This window comes from Variovorax sp. AB1(2024) (assembly GCF_037482385.2).
In the GTDB taxonomy this organism is placed as follows: domain Bacteria; phylum Pseudomonadota; class Gammaproteobacteria; order Burkholderiales; family Burkholderiaceae_C; genus Variovorax.
In genome coordinates, this window is sequence record NZ_JBBHKP020000001.1 from 339,563 (window position 1) to 358,514 (window position 18,952).

Genomic DNA, 18,952 nt, shown 5'->3' on the forward strand with positions numbered 1-18,952 from the left:
GATGACGGCCGACGCACCCGGCGCCGCCGCGCGGCGCGACGGCAGCAAGCCCCGCAAGGCAGGCAAGCGGGGCCCGGGTAGCGGCGCGTTCTGGCTGATCGCGCCCGCGCTGGTGCTGATCGGCGTGTTCCTGGTGCTGCCCTATCTCAACATCATCGGCATGAGCCTGCGGCCCACGGCCGTGGGCGCGCCCTACGGCGCCGGCTTCACGCTGGCCAACTACGCCAGCGCGCTGGGCGACCGCTACGTCCTCGGCGTGCTGGCCGACACGCTGCTGCTCGGCGTCACCACGGTGCCCATCTGCCTGCTGCTGGGCTACCCGGTCGCCTACCACCTCGCGCGCACGCGCTCCCGCTGGGGCAGCCTGCTGTACGTGCTGGTGCTGTCGCCATTGCTGGTGGGCGTGGTGGTGCGCAGCTTCGGCTGGCTGATCCTGCTGTCGGGCAACGGCGTCATCAACCGCACGCTGATCGACCTGGGGCTGCTCGCCACCGGCCTGCAGCTCATGAACAACCGCCTGGGCGTGACGATCGCGCTGGTGCATGTGTTCCTGCCCTTCATGATCCTGCCGCTGGTGGGGGTGATCCAGAGCATCGACCCGACGCTGGAGCAGGCCGCGCGATCGCTCGGCGCTTCGCGGCTGAAGGTGTTCTGGCGGCTGGTGCTTCCGATGTCGTGGCCCGGCATACAGGCCGGCACCATCCTCGTGTTCGTGCTCACGCTGAGCGCCTACGTCACGCCCGTGATGCTCGGCGGCGCGCAGGTCAAGACGATGTCGGTGCTGGTGGTGCAGAACCTGATCGACAACTTCCAGTGGCCGGCCGGCGCGGCGCAGGCACTGGTGCTCTCGGCCTGCGGCATGGTGGCCGTGTGGCTCTACGCCCGCCTCACCGGGCGCTTCATGAAAGGCCTGCAATGAAGCGCAAGCGCACTCCCCTGGCCACGCGCGCGGCCAATGCCATGGGGCTGGCGTACGTCGGCGCGGTGTACGTGTTCCTGCTGCTGCCGATCGCGGTGATCGTGCTGATGTCGCTCAACGCGGGCGAGTTCCTCACCTTCCCGCCGCAGGGGATCTCGCTGCGCTGGTTCGGCGCGCTGTTCGCCAACGAAGCCTTCATGCGCGCCATCGGCACCTCGCTGCAGGTGGCGGCCATCGCGACGGTGTGCTCCACCATCATCGGCGTGGCCGGCGCGCTCTACGTGGTGCGCCATGCCACGCGGCTGCGCGAGGGGCTGCGCATGATGCTGATGCTTCCGCTCATGCTGCCGGAGATCCTCACGGCGATCGCGCTGCTGTTCTTCCTGTACGCGAGCGGCATCGGCACGCGCACGATGTTCGGGCTGGTGGTGGGCCACGTGCTGGTCACGCTGCCGTACGTGTTCACCAACGTGGCGTCGGCGCTCTACAACCAGGACGGCACGCTGGAGCAGGCCGCGCGCAGCCTCGGCGCGTCACCGTGGCGCGCCTTCGTTCGCGTGACGCTGCCGCTGGTCAAGCCGGGCATCATCACCGGCGCGCTGTTCGCGTTCGTGATCTCGTTCGACCTGTTCAACATGTCGCTGCTGCTCAAGGGCATCGGCATGACGACGCTGCCGCTGCAGCTATTCGACTACCTGCGCTGGGACTTCGACCCGACCGCAGCGGCCGTGTCGACGGTGAGCATCGTGGTCACGCTGGTGGCGGTGGTCTGGGTCGACCGCACCGTGGGGCTGCGCTCGCTGCGCTTCGGCTAGCAGGCCGCAGAGGCCGGGCCCGGGGCTAGGGCTGCAGCCACGCGCGCGCCACCGCGTGCATGTCGCCCTGCGCGGCCTGCCACACCAGCTCCGGCGCGGCCACATGCACGCCCGGCGGCGCGATGCGCAGGGCGATGTCGACCAGCTCCGCCACCTTCGAAGCGCGCACCGGCTGTTCGCTGCTCGGCACCATGAAGCGCACGATGGACAGCATCCACGCGGCCACCCGCTCGAAGGGGTTGGCGAGCTTCGCATCGGCCGGCTTGCGCGCCGAGCGCACCAGGATCACGCGCTCGAAACCGTGGGCCACCACCGCCTGCTCGTCGAGGCTGGCGAGGCCGCGCTTCAGCGCCTCGGGCAGCCGGCCCTGGTCGTGCGGCTGCACGATGGCCAGCGTCTGCACGCCGCAGGCGCGCAGCCAGCGGGCGAGTTCGGGAAGGTCAGACGGCTCGGGCACCCACAGCGCGCGCTCGCGGTCGTGGTACAGGCGCGGCGGGTCGAACGCGATGATGGCGGTGTGCGCCGACGTGAGCGGCCATTGGCCGATAGGAGTGCTCGTGCGCGGCGGGGTCAGGCACGCTTCCACGCCGCGCACGCCGTCGCGGATCGGCTCGCGCGCCAGCACGCGGGTGTGGGCATGCCGGTGGCTGCCCGCCAGCCGCCGCAGCAGTTCGGCGCCCAGCGCGCCTGTCGCGCCTGCGACCAGCAAGGTGCCGAACGCGGCGGACGCCAACGGCAATGCCGCGCGGTTCGCGGCCTGGAGGGCGTGGAGCGGGTCTAGGGCCATGGGGCATCTATGCTAACTTCCGCCTCTTCTGCGGAGGTAATGCAAATGATGATGAAGCGCTGGTTCCTGATCCTTGCGGCGGTCGTGTCCCTGAGCGGCTGCGGCTACAACCAGTTCCAGTCCCTCGACGAGGCCAGCAAGTCGGCCTGGAGCGAGGTGCTCAACCAGTACCAGCGCCGCGCCGACCTGGTGCCCAACATCGTCGCCACCGTCAAGGGAGAGGCCTCCTTCGAGCAGGACACGCTCACCAAGGTGGTCGAGGCACGCGCCAAGGCCACCTCGATCCAGGTCACGCCGGAAACGCTGAACAACCCCGAAGCCTTCGCCAAGTTCCAGCAGGCACAGGGCGAGCTGTCTTCCGCGCTGTCGCGGCTCATGGTGGTGTCGGAGCGCTACCCCGACCTCAAGGCCAACCAGGCCTTCCGCGACCTGCGCGTGACGCTCGAGGGCACCGAGAACCGCATCACCGTGGCGCGCAACCGCTACATTGAGACCGTGCAGGAGTACAACGTGCTCGCGCGCAGCTTCCCGACCAACATCACCGCAAAGATCTTCAGCTACGCGCCGAAGCCGACCTTCACGGTGCAGAACGAGGCGCAGATCTCCGTGCCACCAACGGTCGATTTCAGTAACCCGAAAAAGTAACCTCCCCTAGTCTTCGTGCACTTCGTGTCACTGCGCCTTCCCCCTCACCGGGGGCAACACCGGCGTCCCGGCAAAGCCGGTTCCGTGGTGTTTCTGGAATGGGCCGCACGCCTCCTTGCGGCACTCATGCTGCTGACGATGGGCGGCGCATTCGCGCAAGGCCTGCTGCCGGTGCCCGCGCTCACCGCGCGCGTGATCGACCAGACCGGCACGCTCGACGGCCCGCAGCGCAGCGGCCTGGAGACCAAGCTCGCCGCCTTCGAGCAGCGCAAGGGCTCGCAGATCGTGGTGCTGATGGTGCCGACCACCGCGCCCGAGGACATCGAGAGCTACACCCAGCGCGTGGGCGACACCTGGAAGATCGGCCGCAAGGGCGTCGGCGACGGCCTGCTGGTGGTCGTGGCCAAGAACGACCGCCGCATGCGCATCGCGCCCGCCAAGACGCTCGAAGGTGTTGTGCCCGACCTCGCGGCCAGCCGCATCATCGACGAGGAGATGAAGCCGCGCTTTCGCAACAACGACTTCTCCGGCGGCCTGAACGCGGCGGTCGACCGGATCATCGGGCTGGTCGACGGCGAGCCGCTGCCGGCACCGGTGCAGGACACGGGCGGCTCCGGCCGAGGCGGCGGCTTCGACTGGGAGAACCTCGCGATCTTCCTGTTCGTGGGCGTGTTCGTCGGCGCGCCCATCGCGCGCGCCGTCCTCGGCAAGAAGCTGGGCACGATGGTCGTGGGCGGCGGCGTGGGCGTGGTGGTGTTCTTCATCACCGCCAGCATCGCCATCGCGGTGATCGCCGCGCTTGTCGCGCTGGTGTTCTCGCTCGTCGCCGGCGCCGGACGTCCGGGCGGCGGCGGGGGTGGCGGCTGGGGCGGTGGTCTGGGTGGCGGTGGCGGCGGCGGCGGCTTCAGCCGTGGCGGCGGAGGCGGTGGCTTCAGCTCCGGCGGCGGCGGCAACTTCGGCGGCGGCGGCGCGTCGGGCAACTGGTGAACACGATGACGACCGAAGCAAACCTGTTCACCAAGCTCGGCCGCATCTGGCGCCATCGCTGGATCGACGAAGCCGAGGTTCGCCGCGCCCTGCCCGACGAGGCCATGCAGCGCCTCACGGGCCGCGTGGCCGCGAGCGAGCGCCGCCACAGCGGCGAGATCCGCATCTGCATCGAAGCCGGCCTGCCGATGTCGTACCTGTGGCGCCACGCCTCGGTGCGCGAGCGCGCCGTCATGCTGTTCGGCAAGCTGCGCGTTTGGGACACCGCGCACAACAACGGCGTGCTGATCTACCTGCTGCTGGCCGAGCATGCGATCGAGATCGTGGCCGACCGGGGCATCCATTCGCGCGTCGACGCCGCGGCGTGGACCGCGATGATGCAGCGCATGAGCGCGGCCTTCCGCGAAGGACGCTTCGAGGACGGGCTCACGCAGGCGCTCGAGGAGATTTCGGCGCTGCTGGTCGAGCACTTTCCGCTGGTCGAAGGCGAACTCGACGTGAACGAGTTGCCGGACGAGCCGGTCGTGCTCTGAGTATTCCTCCCTCCCCCTCTGGGGGAGGGCCGGGGTGGGGGCAAGCGGCGCTCGTTGTGGCGCTCTGCCTGCCCCCATCCCAACCTTCCCCCAGAGGGGAAGGAGCAAAGATCACTCCGACGCGGGCAGGGCCCAGACGGCCGAACCGCCCACCACGTGGAAGCGCCGCCCCGGCGCACGCTCCATCAGCCATCCGCCTGTGAACTCGCCAAAGGCAGGCAGCACCGCCTGCCCCGCCTCGCTCACGAAGCAAGGCAGCCGCACCCTGTCGCGCCCTGGCCCATGCAGCCGGCACACCGGGTGCAGGTGCCCCGCGAGCACGAAATGCGTGGCATGCGGCTGCGGATGGTGGCAGCAGGCAAACGGGCCCATCAGGTGCGGTTCGTCGACCACCTCGATGCCCAGCGCTTCGGGCGGGTCTCCAGCGCGGCTGTCGTGGTTGCCGCGCACCAGCGTCATCGCGATGCCCGCATGGCCTTCGCGCCAGGCCTGCACGCCGGCAAGCACCGTGCGCGCCTGCGCCGCATGCAGGAAGTCGCCCAGGAACACGATGCGCCGGGGGCTCCACCGCGCGACCAGCGCATCGAGCCGCGCGAGGTTCTCTTGCGTGGTGCCGCCCGGCACCGGCTGGCCCAGCGCGCGGTAGGTCGCGGCCTTGCCAAGGTGCAGGTCGGCCACGAAGAGCACGCCCGCGGCGGGCCACCACAGCGCCCGTTCGGGCAGCAGGTGGAGCAGTTCACCTGCCCAGCGGACAGCGGAGGTGGTCGATTCGGAGGATTCTGCGAGCGTCACGGCCGGCAAGTTTCGCAAAAGACGCCTTGCCCGGCGCGCGCCTTGCAATTGGCCCCTGCGGCCCCCAGTTCTTGCGCATGACCGAATCGACTTCGCTGCACATCGTCTGCCCGCACTGTCACACGACCAACCGCGTGCGCGCGGACCAGCTGGGCAGCGCGCCCGACTGCGGCAGCTGCCACCGCCCGCTGTTCGCCGGCCATTCGACCGCGCTGCCCGACGAAGCCACCTTCGATCGCCACATCGCGCGCAACGAGATCCCGGTGCTGGTCGACTTCTGGGCGCCGTGGTGCGGTCCGTGCCGCCAGATGGCGCCGGGCTACGAGCAGGCCGCGGCCCAGCTCGAGCCGAAGGTGCGGCTGGCCAAGGTCGACACCGAGGCGGTGCGCTCGCTGGGCGCGCGCTTCAACATCCGCAGCATCCCCACGCTGGCGCTGTTCAAGGGCGGCCGAGAGGTCGCGCGGCAGGCCGGCGCCATGAGCGCGGCGGACATCGTGCGCTGGGTGAAGGCGCACGGCGCCGGCTAGGCAACGGCCTTTCACCAGGCCCTCACAGCGGCGGCAGCGGGCGTGAAGGCCGCCTGCGTTCGCGCCGCGGCGCCGGCGGCTTGCCCGCGCCTTCCTGACCGAACGCCATCGTGCGCCTCACGCGATCGACGCCGCCGGCCGTCACCGCGCCGCCCGCGGCTTTCTCCAGTTGCTCGACCATGCGCGCGATGCGGTCGGCCACGTTCTCGTTCGACAGCTTCTCGCGGAACAGCTCGACCATCAGCGGGAACGAGAACGGCGTGGGCCGCGCGATCGGCTTGAGCACCAGCTGCTGCCCGGCCATGCGGGTGAGGCTGGCGCGCAGACGGCCGATCTCCAGCTCCTGCGCCAGCAGTTCCTGTTCGGCCTGCTGCAGCAGCCGGTTGCCGGGGTCGTACTTGCGGAACACCTCCCAGAACAGCGAGGACGAGGCCTGCAGCTGCCTGCTGCTGCGCTTCTCGCCCGGGTAGCCCTGGAAGATCAGGCCCGACACGCGCGCGATCTCGCGAAAGCGGCGCTGCGCGAGCTCGCCGGCGTTGAGCGATGCGAGCACTTCGTGCAGCAACACCGCGCGCGCGTCTTCACCGTCGTCATTGCCTTCGGGCAGGCGCAGCACCTGCGGCAGCAGCGTGGGCCAGTCGACCTCGGTCGCGCTCAGCAACTCGAAGCCGTAGTCGTTGACCGCGATGGAAAAGGTGCGCGCCTCGTGCTGCGCGACGCGCCAGGCCAGCAGGCTCGCGAGCCCCAGGTGCACATGCCGCCCGGCGAACGGATACAGGAAAAGGTGCGAGCCCTCGCGCGTGGTCAGCGTCTCGGCCAGCAGCGTCTGCGGCGTGGGCAGCGCGGACCACTGCTGCTGGATCTCCAGCAGCGGGCGCACGCATTGCAGTTCGGGCGAGCCGTAGGCGCCGTCGCCGGCCAGCGCCAGCTGCTGCACCACCGCGTCGGCCAGCGTGTTCGACAGCGGCATGCGTCCGCCGTTCCAGCGCGGCACGGCAGGCCGCTTGCCGCTGGCACGCCGCACCCAGGCCGTCATGTCGTGGATGCGCACGAGTTCGAGCAGCCGGCCGCCGAACAGGAAGCAGTCGCCGGGCTTCATGCGCGCGACGAAACCCTCTTCGACGCTGCCGATCTTCGCGCCGCCGACGAACTGCACCGACATGCTCGCGTCGCTCACGATGGTGCCGATGTTCATGCGGTGCCGCCGCGCGAGCCGCGCATCGGGCACGCGCCACACGCCCTCGGCGTCGGGCACGGCGCGGCGGTAGTCGGGGTAGGCCGAGAGCGAAGCGCCGCCCTGCGAGACGAAGTCGAGGCACCACTGCCAGTTCTCCCGCGAAAGCTCTTCGTAGGCGGCCGTGCCGCGCACTTCGGCGTACAGGTCGTCGGGCACGAAGCCGCCGCCGAGCGCCACCGTCACCAGGTGCTGCACCAGCACGTCCAGCGGCTGGTCGGGCGAACGGCGCGACTCGATGTGCCCCTCGGCAATGGCCGCGCGCGCGGCCGCGCCCTCGACCATCTCGATGCTGTGCGTGGGCACGAGCGTGATGCGCGACGGCCGCCCCGGCGCATGGCCCGAGCGCCCCGCGCGCTGCAGCAGCCGCGCCACGCCCTTGGGCGAGCCGATCTGCAGCACGCGCTCGACCGGAAGGAAGTCCACGCCCAGGTCGAGGCTCGATGTGCAGACCACCGCCTTCAGCTCGCCGCTCTTCAGGCCCAGCTCGACCCACTCGCGCACCTCGCGGTCGAGCGAGCCGTGGTGCAGCGCGATCAGGCCCGCCCAATCGGGCCGGGCCTCCAGCAGGGCCTGGTACCAGATCTCCGACTGCGAGCGCGTGTTGGTGAAGACCAGCGTGGTCTTGCTCGCGGCGATTTCCTCTATCACCTGCGGCAGCATCGTGAGGCCCAGGTGGCCGCCCCACGGAAAGCGCTCCGCGCGGCCGGGCAGCAGCGAATCGATGACGAGCTTCTTGGGCACCTGGCCCTGCACCAGCACGCCTTCGTCATGGCCCAGCAGCACGTGCATGGCCTCGCGCAGGTTGCCCAGCGTGGCCGACATGCCCCAGATCGCGATGCCCGGGTTCCAGCGCCTGAGCCGGGCGAGCGCAAGCTGCACCTGCACGCCGCGCTTGTTGCCGAGCAGCTCGTGCCATTCATCGACCACCGCCATCCGCACGCCGCCCAGCACCTGGCCCGCATCGGCGCGCGCCAGCAGCAGCGAGAGGCTTTCGGGCGTGGTGACGAGCACGCTGGGCAGGCGCTGGTTCTGCGCGCTGCGCTCGCTGGAAGACGTGTCGCCGCTGCGCGCTCCGGTGCTCCAGGGATGCACCTCGGCGCCCAGTGCTTCGAGCGGCTGCTGCAGCGCGCGCAGCGTGTCGGCCGCGAGCGCGCGCATCGGGGTGAGCCACAGCACCGTGAGCGGCAGGGGCGCGGGGCGGGCTGCTTCCTTTCGGGGCTGCGAGAAGGCCTGCAGCGCGCCGAGCCAGACGGCGTAGGTCTTGCCCGCGCCGGTGGTGGCGTGCAGCAGGCCGGACTGGCCTTGTGCGATCGCCTTCCAGACGTCGCGCTGGAACTTGAAAGGCTTCCAGCCACGCGCGGTGAACCATGCATCGAGCGCAGCCTTGACCTTTGTCTTGCTCCTTCCCCCGCTGGGGGAAGGGAGAAAATCCTCGGGGTCCGGCCTGGTGCTCATGCCGGCAGCAACGCGGCAAGCGTCTGCAAGGTATCGGCCTCCTCCACCGGCTTGTCTTCCCGCCACCGCAGCATGCGCGGAAAGCGCACCGCGATGCCGCTCTTGTGGCGCGTGCTTCGCGCAATGCCCTCGAAGCCCAGTTCGAACACCAGCGTCGGCTTCACGCTCTTCACCGGGCCGAAGGTTTCCACCGTGGTTTTGCGGATGATCGCGTCCACGCGCGCCATTTCGGCGTCGGTGAGGCCCGAGTAAGCCTTGGCAAAGGGCACGAGCCTGCGGTCCTCCTGACCGGGCGGGCCGTCCCACACAGCGAAGGTGTAGTCGCTGTACAGGCTCGCCCTGCGGCCGTGGCCGCGCTGCGCGTAGATTAGCACGGCATCGATGCTCAATGGGTCGATCTTCCACTTCCACCACACGCCGACATCCTTGGTGCGGCCCACGCCGTACTGCGCGTCGCGGCGCTTGAGCATCATGCCTTCGACACCCATGGCGCGCGCGGCTTCGCGCTGCGTGGACAGATCGTTCCAGTCGACGCCCGTGAGCATCGGGCTGGGCAGCAGCGAAGGGTGCTGCATGCGCGCGACCAGTTCGTCGAGCAGCGCCCGGCGTTCCGACTGCGGCAGCGCGCGCAGGTCCTGGCCTTCCCATTCGAGAAGGTCGTAGGCCAGCAGCACGACCGGAATGTCGCGCAGCAGCTTGGCGCCGAGCGTCTTGCGGCCGATGCGCTTCTGCAGTTCGGCAAAGGGCTGCACCTTGCCGTCGCGCCACACCGCGATCTCGCCGTCGAGCACGGTGCCGTCGGGCAGGGCTTCGCCGAGCACCGCGAGTTCGGGGAATCGCTCCGTCACCAGCTCTTCGCCGCGCGACCACACCCATGGCACGCCCGCACGCTTGACCAGTTGCGCACGGATGCCGTCCCACTTCCATTCCACGATCCAGCCGGAAGGCGGGCCGAGCACGGCATCGAACTGCTCCAGCGGCAGGTTGAACGGATGCGCAAGGAAGAACGGGTACGGCTGCCCGCTGGTCTTCTGCACCTGCTCCATGCCCGACTCGGGTGCGATGAGCGCCTGGTAGTCGTCCGGATGCGGCCGCGCGCCGATGTGCGTGTAGCCCATGAGCCGCTGCGCGACGCGCTTGGGGTCGATGCCGCCGACGGCCGCCAGCGCCTGCGTGACCTGCAGCTTCGACACGCCCACGCGGAACGCGCCGGTGATGAGCTTGAAGTACACCAGCCGCTCTTCGGCCGCGAGCTGGCGCCACTGCGCGCGCAGGCGGTCGGCCAGTTGCTCGGGCGAAGTCTTCGCCGCATCGCGCAGCGGCAGCAGGTGCTGCTCGACCCAGCCCGCGAGCCCGAGGTCATGCACCTCGCTGGGGGGCGGCAGCAGCAGCGCGATGGTTTCCGCGAGGTCGCCAACCGCGTCGTAGCTTTCGTCGAACAGCCATTCCGGCAGGCCCGCGGCTTCCTGCGCGAGCAGGCGCAGCAGCTTGGTGGGCACCAGCTGGCGCGGCTTGCCGCCGGCCAGGAAGTACACGGCCCATGCGGCATCGGCCGCGTCGGCCTCGCGCAGGTAGCGCTGCAGCGCGGCCTGCTTGGCGAGGTTCGAGGTGCTGGCGTCGAGCTCGCGGTAGAGCGCGGCAAAGGCTTTCATGCGTTCGCTCCCTCCCCCGCCGGGGGAAGACCGGAGGGGGGGCTGTCGGCGGCTCCATCGGGTGCCGCCTGGTCGTCTTCATCGCCGTACTCGGTCTTGAAGCCCTGCGCATCCAGCCCGTTCTCCGTCAGCCACCGCACCATCACCTGCACGCTGCCATGCGTGACGAACACGCGCTGCGCGCCCGTGCCAGCGATCGCCTTCTGCAGCCCGGGCCAGTCCGCGTGGTCCGACATCACGAAGCCGCGGTCCACGCCGCGCCGCCTGCGCGTGCCACGCAGCTGCATCCATCCGCTGGCAAACGCATCGGCATAGTTGCCGAAGCGGCGCATCCACGGCGTGCCCTGCGCCGACGGCGGGGCCAGCACCAGCGCGCGCTTCAGCAGCGCGGCGTCTACACCTTCGTCGCTCACGCGCAGCGTCGGCGGCAGCGCCACGCCCGCCGCGCGGTACACGGCATTGAGCGGCTCCACCGCCCCGTGCACCACGATCGGCCCGATGCTCGCGTCCACCCCGTGCAGGATGCGCTGCGCCTTGCCGAAGGCATAGCAGAACAGCACCGACGCGCGCCCCGCCTCCGCATTGGCGCGCCACCATGCATCGATCTCCGCGAAGAGCGCGGCCTGCGTGGGCCAGCGGTAGATCGGCAGGCCGAAGGTGGATTCGGTGATGAAGGTGTCGCAAGGCACCGGCTCGAAGGGGGTGCAGGTGCCGTCGGGCTCGGTCTTGTAGTCGCCCGAGGCCACCCAGACGCGCCCGCCGTGCTCGAGCCGCACCTGCGCCGAGCCCAGCACGTGCCCGGCCGGATGCAGGGAGACGCGCACGCCGTGGTGCGTGATGGCTTCGCCGTAGGGCAGCGTCTGCAGGTCGATGTCGGCGCCCAGCCGGGTGCGCAGGGTGCCGGCGCTGTCGGTGTGGGCCAGGTAATGCCCATGCCCCGTGCGTGCGTGGTCCGAATGGGCGTGGGTGATGACGGCGCGCGCCACCGGCCGCCAGGGGTCGATGTAGAAATCGCCCGGCGGGCAGTACAGGCCCTCGGGCCGGGCGACGACGAGATCTTCTTGCTGCGTTGCGGGCATGGCACGCCATCGTAGGCGCAGCCGGCGCTGCCCGGCGCCGAACGTCAGCCGCGAAGCGCTGTGGGCCGGCGCCTACCCGCCGGCCTGCCCCGCAGGCCCAGTCAGGGCCGCTTGGGCCGGTTGTTCATCATGTCGATGACGTTCATCTTCATGCCGTTGGGCATGACCATGTCGCCGGGCTTCTGGTCGGCCTTGCAGGGGCCGACCCACCGGGCCTCGATCACGCTGGTGCCTTCGGCGCGGCCCATCAGCGGCGGGTTGTAGCTCGATTTGCTTTCCATGCGGTAGGCCGAGTTGAAGTCGCCGCTCATCACCGCATGCGAGGTGGCGGTGGTGTTGCCGATCTTGCACACGGAGTCCATCACCAGCTTGCCGCCGTCGAGCCGCAGCTCCTGCTTCGAGCACATTTCCTTGCCCATGCCCTGGCCCATTTCGCGCAGCGACTTGTCGCTGGCCGCGTCGATGCACTGCTGCATGGTGTGGCCCTGGCCCTTGCCGCCGTCGCCGGTCTGGATCTCCCACAGGCCGGGCTTGCGCGCCGGGTAGTCGAGCGCGAACGCGGGCATGGCGATGGCAGCCGCGGCAAGGCAGGCTGCAGCGGCGGCGGACGGGTGAATCTTCATGGCGGGCTCCGCATCGCCTGGACGGCGACGATGCCGGATTTGTACCGCGCGCCCGGGGGCGGCGGAATACCGCGATCGGCCTACGCCGCACGCGCATGCGCCGCCGCCGCGGCCGGCTCCCGCTGCCGCGTGGCCACGCCGAGCGCGACACCCAGCGCAAGGCCGCCCAGCACGTCGACCAGCACATGCTGGCGCACCGCCATCGTCGAATAGACGATGCCCGCCGCCCACGCCACGTTGACGAAGCGCAGCCACGCCGGCGCGCCCGCATCGCGCAACTGCCGCGCGAGCATGACGCAGGCGAACACCGAGAACGACACATGCAGCGACGGAAAGGCATTGCCCGCCGAATCGACCATCTTCAGGAACTGCAGCGAAGTGCCCGGCGTGGTGGCGACCGCGAAATTGGGAATGGCCGTGGGCATGAACCAGAACACGAGCAGCGCCAGCAAGGTCATCGCCGCGCAGCCGAGGGAGAAGCGCGTCAGCTCGCGCATGTCCTTGGCCAGCAGCACCGGCAGCGCGATGTAGCCCCACAGCGAGAGATACACCGGCAGCAGCGCCGGCCAGAAGGCGATGGCGCGGTCGAAGGCGGTGAGCGGCAGCACCCAGGCCTGGCCCGCGTTCTTCGCGATCCAGAAGTACAGCGGGAAGAAGCCGAGCGTGGCGACCGTGTTGCCCACCAGCTTCAGCGGGAACAGCGTGATGCAGCGCCGCCAGAGCGCCGCGGGCCAGGTCTGCGTGGCCGGGTGCGAGGCGCCGGTGTTGTCGGTGATGGTCGATGTCATGGAAGCCCGCGGCAGCGCGCATGCGCTACCAGGGCGTCCACTTTAATTCGCTTTGCGCGGAAGCCACCGTGCGTTCGATGAAGCGCACGCCACGCGCGCCGTCTTCCACGCGCGGATAGTCGGCGGCCAGCGGGTCGGCCGCACGGCCTTCGAGCCGGGCGCGGATGTCCGCCGCCACGCCGGCATACACGTTGGCGAAGGCCTCGATGAAGCCTTCGGGGTGCCCCGCCGGCAGCCGGCTCGCGCGTTGCGCGGCCTCGCACAGCCAGGGCGCGCCGCGCGTCAGCACGCGCCTGGGTCCGTCGTGCGGCAGGTGCTGCAACTGGCTGGGCTGCTCCTGGTGCCATTCGAGCGTGCCCCGCGTGCCGGAGATGCGCAGGCGCAGGTCGTTCTCCAGCCCCGTGCTGATCTGCGAGGCCACCAGCACGCCGCGCGCGCCGCCCTTGAAGCGCAGCAGCAGGCTGCCGTCGTCGTCGAGCATGCGGCCCGGCACCAGCGCGCTGAGGTCGGCGCAGAGGCTTTCGATCTCCAGGCCGGTGACGCTGGCCACGAGGTTCTCGGCATGCGAGCCGATGTCGCCGATGGCCCCGGCCGCGCCGCTGCGCGCGGGGTCGGTGCGCCAGTCGGCCTGCTTGTTGGTGCCGCCTTCGACATGGCTGGCAAGCCAGCCCTGGTTGTATTCGACGACGACCTTGCGCACTTCGCCGATCTGGCCCGATCGCACCATCTCGCGGGCCTGCCGCACCATCGGGTAGCCGGTGTAGTTGTAGGTGACGCCGAACACCGTGCCCCGCTTAGCGACCGTGGCGACCAGCGCATCGGCCTGCTCGCGCGTGTGCACCAGCGGCTTGTCGCACACCACGTGGAAGCCGGCGTCGGCAAAAGCCTGCGCCACCGGAAAGTGCACGTGGTTGGGCGTGACGATCGACACGAAGTCGATGCGTTCGTCAGCGGGCCGCTTCAGCTCGTCGGCCAGCAGCGACTGCCAGTCGCCGTGGTTGCGGCCGTCGGCCAGGCCGAGGTCGCGGCCCGAGGCGCGCGCCTTGTCGGGGCTCGACGACAGCGCCCCCGCCACGAGCTCGATCTGGCCGTCGAGCGCCATGGCCTTGCGGTGCACGGCGCCGATGAAGGCGTCGCGGCCGCCGCCGACCATGGCGTAGCGGAGCTTGCGAGGAGCGATCTCGATCACCTCAGAACGGCGAGTTGGGGTGGTAGAACTCTTTGGCGTTTTCCTTCGTGATCAGCACCGAAGGAATGATCGTCGTCGCCGGCAGCTTCTCGCCCTTCAGGCGCGCTTCCGCCGTGAGCTTGATCGCGTCGTAGATGAACTTGGGCGAATAGCTCACGTCGGCCGTGATGCGCGGGTCCTTGCCGTCCATGATGGTCTTGACCATGTCCTTCGCGCCGGCGCCGCCGAACACGATCTTGATGTCGTCGCGCTTGGCCTGCGAGATGGCCTTGAGCACGCCCACGGCCATGTCGTCGTCGGCGGCCCAGATGGCGTCGATGTTCTTGAAGCGCGTGAGGTAGTCCTGCGTGACCTTGAAGGCGTCGTCGCGGTTCCAGTTGGCGTACTTGGCGTCCAGCAGCTTGATGTCGGGGCTGCCCTTGAGCACGGCGTTGAAGGCGTCCATGCGCTCGTTGTCGAGCGTGGTCGCAATGCCGCGCAGCGCGACCACGTTGCCCTTGCCGTTGAGCTGCTTCACGATGTACTCGGCCGGGATCTTGCCGAAGGCGGTGTTGTCGCCGGCCACGTAGGCATCCTGCGCGCTGGTGTCGGTCAGGCCGCGGTCGACCACGGTCACGTACGCGCCCTTGGCCTTGACCTGCGCGACCGGCTTGGTCAGCGCGGCGGATTCGAACGGGAACACGACCAGCGCATTGATCTTGGTCACCGTCGACAGGTCCTGCAGCTGGTTGGCCTGCTCGGGCGCGTTGGCGGCCGTCTTGATGGTGATCTTCAGGTCCTTGTGTTCCTTCTCGAGGTCCTTCTTCGCCTGGTTGGCCCAGTAGTTGATGCCGCCCATGAAGCTGTGCGTGGCCGCGGGAATCGAAACGCCGAGGTTGACCTTCTCTGCGGCGAGCGCGGGCAGGCTGGCGAAGGCTGCGGCGGCAACGGCCGTGAGCGCGAGGCGTCTGGTGAAAGTTGTCATGCTGGATGTCTCCTCTTGGTGGATTGAACGGAACGGGAAGGGAACTAGCGCCGGCCGCGCTGCAGGAACGCGACGATGATGATCACGAAGCCCTGCACCGCGGCATTCAGGTACACGCTGATGATGCTGGTGAGGTTCAGGATGTTGCTGATGACCGAGAGCAGGATCGCGCCCACCACCGTGCCGGTGATGCTGCCCGCGCCGCCCTTGAGCGCGGTGCCGCCGACGATCACCGCGGCAATGGCTTCCAGCTCCCAGAGCAGGCCGGTGGTCGGCGAGGCCGAGCCCAGGCGCGGCACGTAGAGCAGCGTGGCGATGCCCACGCACACGCCGAGCAGCACGTAGGTCATGATCTTCACGCGGTCGACGTCCACGGCCGCGTAGCGCGCCACCTGCTCGTTCGAGCCGATGGCCTGCACGTAGCGCCCGTAGGCCGTGCGGTTCAATATGACGCCGCCGATGATCGCGACGATCACGAACACCCACACCGGCACCGGAATGCCCGCGAGGCTGGCGTAGTACACCGGCGCGTAGAGGTCCGACAGTTCGTTGTCGAGCGTAAGCGCGCCGCCGTCCGCAAAGTAGGTGAGGTACGCGCGGAAGATGCCCAGCGTGCCCAGCGTCACGATGAAGGGCTCGATGCGCCCCTTGGTGATGAGCAGGCCGTGCGCAAGGCCGAACACGGCACCCAGCACGATGGCCAGCACCGCGCCCATCACCACCGCCAGCAGCGGCGAGCCCGATGCCGGGCCGGCCCAGTTGATGAACATGATCACGCTGCCCGCGATGAGCGCGGCCATCGAGCCCACCGACAGGTCGATGCCGCCCGAGATGATCACGAAGCACATGCCCACCGCGATGATGCCGATGAAGGCCGTGCGCGTGAGCACGTTCATCGCGTTGTCGACGGTCGCGAAGTCGCTGTTGAGCAGCGTGCCGGCAATGCAAAGCAGCACCAGGCCGATGACCGGGCCGAGGCCGTGCAGGCGCTCGGTCCAGCGCGGCTTTGCCTCGCTGCGGTGCTGCTGCTGCGCGGCTTCAAGCGTGCGCGGCGGTGGTGTCTGCTGTTCCGGTGGCATGAGCGATGAGCTCCTCTTCTGTCAAATGGTCCGCGTCGAGCGTGGCGACCAGCTTTCCGGCGCGCATCACCGCCACGCGGTGGCACAGGCCGATCAGCTCCATCAGTTCCGACGAGACGACGATCACCGCGAGCCCTTCGCGGGCCAGTCGCTGGATCAGGAAATAGATGTCGCGCTTGGCGCCCACGTCCACGCCGCGCGTGGGCTCGTCGAGCACCACCACCTTCGGCTGCGGCTGCAGCACCTTGGCGAGCGCGAGCTTCTGCTGGTTGCCGCCCGACAGCGACGAGGCCTTGACCTCGAGCGAGCCGGTGCGGATGCCGTAGTCCTTCACCGCCCCGGCCAGCGCGCCGCGTTCGGCTTCGGGCTTGAGCCAGGGCTGCGCATAGCGCTCCAGCGCCATCAGCGTGAGGTTCTGCCGCAGGCCGAAGTTGACGTGCAGGCCCTTGCCCTTGCGGTCTTCGCTCAGATAGGTGAGGCCGTGCTTCGCCGCGTCGCGCGGGTTGCGCCAGCCCTTGCCGCCGGGCACGGGCCTGCCGAGCATCTCGACGCTGCCGCTCGCGGGGCGCAGGCCGAGCAGGCCTTCGAAGAGCTCGGTGCGGCCAGCGCCCACGAGGCCCGCGAAACCGAGGATCTCGCCGGGGCGCACCTCGAAGCTCGCGTCTTGCGCCCAGCCGGGCACATTGAAATTGCGCACGCGCATGGCGGGCGCATCGGCGGCCACCACCACGTCGCGCGGCGGGTACAGGTCGGCCAGCTCGCGGCCCACCATGAGGTTGGCCATCTGCTGGCGCGTGACCTCGGGCGTGGGCGCGCGCGCGACGAAGCGGCCGTCGCGCATGACGATCACCTCGTCGGTCACCTGCTCCACCTCGTCGAGCTTGTGCGAGATGTAGACGATGGTCACGCCATCGGCGCGCAGCTGCGCGATGAGCTTGAACAGCCGCTCGGTCTCGCCGGGCGTGAGCGTGGCGGTGGGTTCGTCCATCACGAGCAGGCGCGCGCGCCGGGCGATGGCCTTCGCGATCTCGACGAGCTGCTTCTCGGCGACGATGAGCTTTCGCACCTTGGTGCGCGGATCGATGTTCAGGCCGACGGCCGCCAGCGCGGCGGCGGCTTCGCGCTCCATCGAGGCGTCGTCCAGCAGCCAGCCCTTCTTCTTTTCATGGCCCAGGAAGATGTTCTGCGCCACGCTCAGGTCTTCCGCGAGGTTGAACTCCTGGTGGATCAGCACGATGCCCAGCGCCTCGGCATCGCGCGAGCTGCCGAACTGCTGCGGCTGGCCGTTGATGCGCAGCGTGCCGCCGGTGAGCTGCTCGTAGCCGGCAAGAATCTTCATCAGCGTCGACTTGCCCGCGCCGTTCTCGCCGAGCAGGCCGTACACGCGGCCGGGCGCGAGCGCTAAGCTCACGCCGTGCAGCACCTGCACCGGGCCGAAGGCCTTGACCACGCCGTCGAACTCGACGGCGACGCTGCCCTTGTTGCTTGGCGTACTGCTGCTCATGGCGCCACTCCGCGGACCTTCAGGGTCTCGTGCATCGCGAGCACGCCGGCGCCTATCAGTCCGCCCTGCATGCCCAGCGGCGTGTACTGGATTTCCAGGTGCCGCGTGGAGAGCGCGAGCGAGCGCTGGTACACGCTCTGGCGCACCGCCGCGAGGAACAGCGGCCCGATGCGCGTGATGCCGCCGCCGATGAACACATGCGACGGATTGAAGAAGTTGACGACCGACGCGAGCATCTGGCCGATGAGGCTGCCCGCGCGCTGGATGATGCCGTTGGCCGCGGTGTCGCCGCCGCGGCTGGCCTGGCCGACGTCGATCGCGTCGATGCGGCCATGCACGCGCAGGCACTCCGCCAGCAGTTCGCTTTCGCCGGCCTCGGCCGCCTGCACGGCCATGCGCGTGATCGCGGGGCCGGCGGCCATGGCCTCGACGCAGCCCAGGTTGCCGCAGTGGCAGCGCGGGCCTTCCTGGTCGACGCAGATGTGGCCCACGTCGCCCGCGGAGCCGGCCGCGCCCCGGTACACCTCGCCGTGGCAGACGATGCCGCAGCCGATGCCGGTGCCGATCTTGATGACGAGGAAATTGGTCAGCGAACGCTTGAGTCTCCACAGCTCGCCGAGCGCCATGAGGTTCACGTCGTTGTCGACGAAGACCGGCGCGGCGTAGTCCTCGCGCAGGTAGTCGCGGATCGAGAAGCTGTCCCACGCGGGCATCAGCGGCGGGTTCACGAGCTGGCCGATCTCGAAGTTGACGGGGCCGGGCACGCCGATGCCGATGCCGAGCACGTCGCGCGCGGCATGGCCGCCTTGCGCCAGCAATTCGCGCATCAGCACCCGTACCCGGGCCAGCACCACGGCCGGGCCCTCGCGCACGTCGGCGGGCTCTTCATGTTGCGCGAGCACGGTGAGGTCGGGCCGCAGCACGGCCACGCCGAGGCTGGTCGCGCCGATGTCGATACCGACCAGCACGCCGAGCCCGAAGTGCAGCTGGAGGTTTTCGGCACGCCGCCCGCCCGACGAACGCTGCAGGCCCGCTTCGGCCAGCAGCCCCTGTTCGACGAGGCCGGCGATGAGCGCATTGGCCTTGCTCTTGGAGAAGCCGAGTTGCTCGGCCATGGCATGGCGCGATCCGCCGGCCGACCAGAAGGTCGCTTCCAGCAGCCGCATTTCATCGGCGGTGATGCCGCTCCAGGGTGCCACGCGTTTGTCTCCGTGTTCTTTCTTTTGAAGTCGCCGCCCGCAACCTTCGGCTGCCGGGCGAAGGCGAATACTAGGTGCACGGCTTCAGCCGGACAAGGCCGAACTTCGGCCAAGTTCAAACCAAAGTCGACTTAGGTAGGGAAACGCCGGACGCAAAAAAGCCGCCCGCAGGCGGCTT

At 69.6% G+C, this 18,952-nt stretch carries 18 protein-coding genes; 6 read left to right on the forward strand and 12 right to left on the reverse strand.

Annotated elements, in window-relative coordinates; all coding sequences use genetic code 11:
* Position 1: 1 nt before the first annotated feature.
* Positions 2–919, forward strand: coding sequence for an ABC transporter permease (locus WIX39_RS01625; RefSeq protein ID WP_409194400.1), 918 nt, complete (start codon positions 2–4; stop codon positions 917–919).
* Complete coding sequence (locus WIX39_RS01630) at positions 916–1,734, forward strand: ABC transporter permease (RefSeq protein ID WP_216639191.1); 819 nt, start codon at positions 916–918, stop codon at positions 1,732–1,734. The genes WIX39_RS01625 and WIX39_RS01630 overlap by 4 nt, the downstream gene beginning before the upstream one ends.
* 25 nt (positions 1,735–1,759) lie before the next feature.
* Here the strand turns inward: WIX39_RS01630 and WIX39_RS01635 are convergent, their stop codons facing one another.
* Entirely contained in the window at positions 1,760–2,521 is a 762-nt protein-coding gene (locus WIX39_RS01635; RefSeq protein WP_409194401.1) for a hypothetical protein, read from the reverse strand.
* Between the two features lie 45 nt (positions 2,522–2,566).
* Between WIX39_RS01635 and WIX39_RS01640 the strand changes: the two genes are divergently transcribed.
* The 3 genes from WIX39_RS01640 to WIX39_RS01650 all read left to right on the forward strand — a co-directional run bounded on the left by WIX39_RS01640 (position 2,567) and on the right by WIX39_RS01650 (position 4,686).
* A complete protein-coding gene (locus tag WIX39_RS01640; RefSeq protein WP_172839768.1) occupies positions 2,567–3,166 on the forward strand; it encodes a LemA family protein in 600 nt (199 codons plus the stop codon).
* 87 nt (positions 3,167–3,253) lie between these two features.
* Complete coding sequence (locus tag WIX39_RS01645; protein WP_409196307.1) at positions 3,254–4,153, forward strand: TPM domain-containing protein; 900 nt, start codon at positions 3,254–3,256, stop codon at positions 4,151–4,153.
* Positions 4,154–4,158: 5 nt separating this feature from the next.
* Complete coding sequence (locus WIX39_RS01650; RefSeq protein ID WP_409194402.1) at positions 4,159–4,686, forward strand: TPM domain-containing protein; 528 nt, start codon at positions 4,159–4,161, stop codon at positions 4,684–4,686.
* Between the two features lie 111 nt (positions 4,687–4,797).
* Here WIX39_RS01650 and pdeM read toward each other — a convergent pair whose 3' ends face one another.
* Positions 4,798–5,478, reverse strand: coding sequence for a ligase-associated DNA damage response endonuclease PdeM (pdeM, locus tag WIX39_RS01655; RefSeq protein WP_409194403.1), 681 nt, complete (start codon positions 5,476–5,478; stop codon positions 4,798–4,800).
* A gap of 77 nt (positions 5,479–5,555) precedes the next feature.
* Here pdeM and trxC point away from each other — a divergent pair, with 77 nt between their 5' ends.
* Positions 5,556–6,005 carry a thioredoxin TrxC gene (gene trxC, locus WIX39_RS01660; protein WP_409194404.1) on the forward strand — a complete coding sequence of 150 codons (450 nt, stop codon included), beginning with the start codon at positions 5,556–5,558 and terminating at the stop codon, positions 6,003–6,005.
* Positions 6,006–6,027: 22 nt separating this feature from the next.
* Here trxC and WIX39_RS01665 read toward each other — a convergent pair whose 3' ends face one another.
* The 10 genes from WIX39_RS01665 to WIX39_RS01710 all read right to left on the reverse strand — a co-directional run bounded on the left by WIX39_RS01665 (position 6,028) and on the right by WIX39_RS01710 (position 18,741).
* Positions 6,028–8,697 (reverse strand): ligase-associated DNA damage response DEXH box helicase, encoded by a 2,670-nt coding sequence (locus WIX39_RS01665; protein WP_409194405.1) that lies wholly within the window; start codon positions 8,695–8,697, stop codon positions 6,028–6,030.
* Complete coding sequence (locus tag WIX39_RS01670; protein WP_409194406.1) at positions 8,694–10,349, reverse strand: ATP-dependent DNA ligase; 1,656 nt, start codon at positions 10,347–10,349, stop codon at positions 8,694–8,696. Before WIX39_RS01670 ends, WIX39_RS01665 begins: the two co-directional genes overlap by 4 nt.
* Positions 10,346–11,428, reverse strand: a complete 1,083-nt coding sequence (locus tag WIX39_RS01675) for a ligase-associated DNA damage response exonuclease (protein ID WP_409194407.1) — start codon at positions 11,426–11,428, stop codon at positions 10,346–10,348. Before WIX39_RS01675 ends, WIX39_RS01670 begins: the two co-directional genes overlap by 4 nt.
* Positions 11,429–11,529: 101 nt before the next feature.
* Positions 11,530–12,051 (reverse strand): DUF3617 domain-containing protein, encoded by a 522-nt coding sequence (locus WIX39_RS01680; RefSeq protein WP_409194408.1) that lies wholly within the window; start codon positions 12,049–12,051, stop codon positions 11,530–11,532.
* An 80-nt stretch (positions 12,052–12,131) separates the two neighbouring features.
* Positions 12,132–12,839, reverse strand: coding sequence for a phosphatase PAP2 family protein (locus WIX39_RS01685; RefSeq protein ID WP_409194409.1), 708 nt, complete (start codon positions 12,837–12,839; stop codon positions 12,132–12,134).
* Between the two features lie 25 nt (positions 12,840–12,864).
* Positions 12,865–13,992, reverse strand: coding sequence for a Gfo/Idh/MocA family protein (locus WIX39_RS01690; RefSeq protein ID WP_409196308.1), 1,128 nt, complete (start codon positions 13,990–13,992; stop codon positions 12,865–12,867).
* 37 nt (positions 13,993–14,029) lie between these two features.
* Complete coding sequence (locus WIX39_RS01695; protein ID WP_106936605.1) at positions 14,030–14,992, reverse strand: substrate-binding domain-containing protein; 963 nt, start codon at positions 14,990–14,992, stop codon at positions 14,030–14,032.
* A 44-nt stretch (positions 14,993–15,036) separates the two neighbouring features.
* Positions 15,037–16,071 (reverse strand): ABC transporter permease, encoded by a 1,035-nt coding sequence (locus tag WIX39_RS01700; RefSeq protein WP_106936604.1) that lies wholly within the window; start codon positions 16,069–16,071, stop codon positions 15,037–15,039.
* The gene (locus WIX39_RS01705) at positions 16,031–17,575 is read right to left on the reverse strand and encodes a sugar ABC transporter ATP-binding protein (protein WP_409194410.1); all 1,545 of its coding nucleotides are present in this window, start codon (positions 17,573–17,575) and stop codon (positions 16,031–16,033) included. The genes WIX39_RS01700 and WIX39_RS01705 overlap by 41 nt, the downstream gene beginning before the upstream one ends.
* Positions 17,572–18,741 (reverse strand): ROK family protein, encoded by a 1,170-nt coding sequence (locus WIX39_RS01710; RefSeq protein WP_409196309.1) that lies wholly within the window; start codon positions 18,739–18,741, stop codon positions 17,572–17,574. Before WIX39_RS01710 ends, WIX39_RS01705 begins: the two co-directional genes overlap by 4 nt.
* Positions 18,742–18,952 lie beyond the last annotated feature (211 nt).